The sequence below is a fragment of the Clostridium sp. SGI.024 genome (assembly GCF_050315195.1).
GTDB lineage: Bacteria > Bacillota > Clostridia > Clostridiales > Clostridiaceae > Clostridium.
The window spans coordinates 1-3,673 of the sequence record NZ_JBNPON010000116.1; the positions used below are offsets into that span (position 1 = coordinate 1).

Sequence of the window (3,673 nt, forward strand, 5' to 3'; positions counted from 1 at the left end):
GGGGTGTTTATATGGATAAGAAATTTACGCACTTACATCTTCATAGTGAATATAGCCTGCTTGATGGTTCTGGCAAGATAGGGAAGATAATAAGTAAAGCTAAGGAACTGGGAATGGATAGTATTGCAATAACTGATCATGGTGTTATGTATGGATGTGTAGCATTTTATAAAGAGGCTATAGAGCAGGGAATTAAGCCTATACTTGGGTGTGAAGTTTATGTAGCTGCAAAATCTATGGATATTAAGCTAAATGATAAAGAAAACAGTACACATCACTTAGTTTTACTAGTAAAGAACGAAGAAGGATATAAAAATCTAATGGAGATAGTATCTGAAGCATCTATTAGAGGATTTTACTATAAACCAAGAGTTGACCATGATTTTTTAAGAAAACATAGTAATGGGCTTATAGCCTTAAGTGCATGTTTAGGGGGAGAGGTTCAATACTGGCATCTAAAGGATAATTATGAAAAGGCTAAGGAAGTAGCACTTTTATATAATGATATCTTTAAAGAAGGATTCTATTTAGAAATACAGAATCATGGAATGGATGAGCAAAGGAAGGTTACAGATGGAAATATTAAGTTATCTAAGGAAACAGGTATTCCATTAGTAGCAACTAATGATGTTCATTACATAAACCAAAGAGATTCAGCTTCCCATGATATTCTAATGTGCATACAGACAGGAAAGACAATAGATGATCCCAATAGAAGAAGATACCCATCAGATCAATTTTATTTAAAGTCTCCAGAAGAAATGTGGGATATGTTTTCATATATTCCAGAGGCTTTAGAAAATACAACAAAAATAGCTGAAGAATGTAATTTTAATTATGAATTTCATGTGTCAAAATTACCTAAATTTCCAGTTCCAGAAGGAATAGATCCTTTTAGTTATTTAAAGAATCTTTGTTATTCAGGATTAATTGAAAGATATGATATATTTAATGAATTTTTAAATAAACCACTAAATGTTGAAGAATTTGTGGATTATTATAAAGAAAATGAAGAAGCTTGTGGATATATTGAAAGGTTAGAATACGAATTATCAGTAATTAAACAAATGGGATATGTAGATTATTTCTTAATTACTTGGGATTTTATAAGATTTTCTAATGAAAATGGGATACCAACTGGTCCAGGACGTGGATCTGCAGCAGGTTCTATAGTAGCTTATACATTGGGTATAACAAAAATAGATCCAATAAAATATAGCTTACTTTTTGAAAGATTTTTAAATCCTGAAAGAGTAAGTATGCCAGATATAGATTCTGATTTTTGTTATGAAAGAAGACAGGAAGTTATAGATTATGTTGTTGATAAATATGGTGTTAACAATGTATCTCAAATAATAACATTTGGAACTATGGCACCTAGAGCCTGTATAAGAGATGTAGGAAGAGCTATGAATTATTCCTATGCGGAGGTAGATAGAATAGCAAAAATGATTCCTACAATGCTTGGAATTACAATAGATAAAGCTTTAGAAATAAATCCAGAGCTTAAGGCAGCATATAATAATGAAGAGAGAGTAAAGCACTTAATTGATGTTAGTAAGGATTTAGAAGGATTACCTAGACATTCGTCTACCCATGCCGCTGGAGTTGTGATAGCATCTAAACCATTAGTTGAATATGTACCACTACAAAAAAATGAAGACTCTATAGTTGCTCAATTTGATATGACAACTTTAGAAGAATTAGGGTTATTAAAAATGGATTTCCTTGGACTTAGAACTTTAACTGTTATGAATGATGCAGTTAAAATGATAAAGGAAAACCAAGGCATAGATGTTAATTTAGATAAGATAGGTTTTGAAGATAAAGAAGTTTACAAAATGCTTGGTCAGGGGAAGACTGCAGGAGTATTCCAACTAGAATCTCCAGGAATGACATCATTTATGAAGGAATTAAAACCAGACTGCTTGGAAGATATTATAGCTGGTATATCTCTTTATAGACCAGGTCCTATGGCTGAGATTCCTAGATATATAGAATGTAAGCAAAACCCAGACAAAGTTAAATATGAAGCTCCAGAACTTGAGGATATACTTAATGTTACCTATGGAGTAATGGTATATCAAGAGCAAGTTATGGAGATAGTAAGAAAGCTTGCTGGTTATTCTATGGGAAGAAGTGACCTTGTAAGAAGAGCTATGTCTAAGAAAAAGCACAAGGTTATGGAAGAAGAACGTAAAAACTTTATCTATGGAGTAGTTGACGAAAATGGGAATATAGAAGTTCCAGGCTGTAAGAGAAATGGAATTTCTGAAGAAGCTGCAAATAAGATATTTGATCAAATGATGGATTTCGCGTCTTATGCATTTAATAAGTCACATGCAGCAGCTTATGCAGTTATAGGATATCAAACTGCATACTTAATGAAATATTATCCTGTTGAAACGATAGCAGCTATGCTTAATTCAGTTATGGGAACTAGTGAAAAAGTAGCCCATTATATTGCATTTGCTGAAAGTTTAGGAATCCAAGTACTTCCACCAGATATAAATGAAAGCTATTCAAAATTTACTGTTAAAGGTGATAAAATTAGGTTTGGATTAGCAGCTATAAAGAATGTAGGATTTAATGTTGTTGAAACAATAGTAGAAGCTAGAAATAAAAAAGGCTTATTTGAATCCTTAATTGATTTCATTAACAAAATAGATTTATCCTCAGTTAATAAGAGAGCAATTGAAAGTTTAATAAAAGCAGGTGCTCTAGATGGATTTAATATATATAGATCTAGATTATTAGCCGTTTATGAAAAGTTAATGGATGGGGTGGCTAATGAGAAGAAGAGAAATATAGATGGCCAAATAAGCTTATTTGGAATTGAAGAAGATATTGAGCTTCCAGAAATAAATTATCCTAATATAAAAGAATTTGCGAAGAAAAATTTACTATCTATGGAAAAAGAAATGACAGGATTATACTTGTCAGGACATCCTTTAGATGAATATGCAGATAGTTTAAAAGTTCAAACATCTACTAATATGGAAAAAATATATAAGTCCTATGAAATAATAAAGGAAAACTTTAATCCTAATGATTTACCAGAAGATATAATTCATGATGAAGAAAGAGTTATACTTGGAGGTATAATTGCTGAATATAATCAAAAAATAACTAGAAATAATACTATGATGGCATTTTTGAAATTAGAAGATTTAACTGGTGTAATAGAAGTTATAGTTTTTCCAAAGACCTTAGATAAAGTTAGAGAAAATCTAAAAGAAGATGCATTAGTGGTTATTAAAGGAAGAGTAAGTATTAAAGAAGATGAGCTACCAAAGTTAATATGTGAAAGCATTGAGCCTTTAGAAAAAATAAATACATCAAAAGTATATTTAAGAACTAAAGATTTAAACGAAGGAAAGGCTTTAATACAAGAATTAAAAAAGATGCCCGATTATTATAGAGGTGATACTACAGTGTATCTATTTACTGAAGATGATAGAAAAAGTTATAGGATGTCAAAGGATATTTGGATAAATCTTGAGTCAGATGCAGTAAGTTATTTTAAGGAAATCATAGGAGAGGAAAATGTTAAAATAATAGAATAATATAGATGAAGTTTACACTTGCTAATTAATAAAATTATAATAAAGAATTTAGCACCTGTATTCTTCATTTTTTTATGTAAAATTTAAAAAAATTAAATTTAATTGGA

At 30.4% G+C, this 3,673-nt stretch carries 1 protein-coding gene; it reads left to right on the plus strand.

Annotated elements, in window-relative coordinates; all coding sequences use genetic code 11:
• The first annotated feature begins 11 nt into the window (after positions 1-11).
• Entirely contained in the window at positions 12-3,566 is a 3,555-nt protein-coding gene (locus tag ACQRD5_RS16785) for a DNA polymerase III subunit alpha (RefSeq protein ID WP_291631876.1), read from the plus strand.
• Positions 3,567-3,673: the final 107 nt, after the last annotated feature.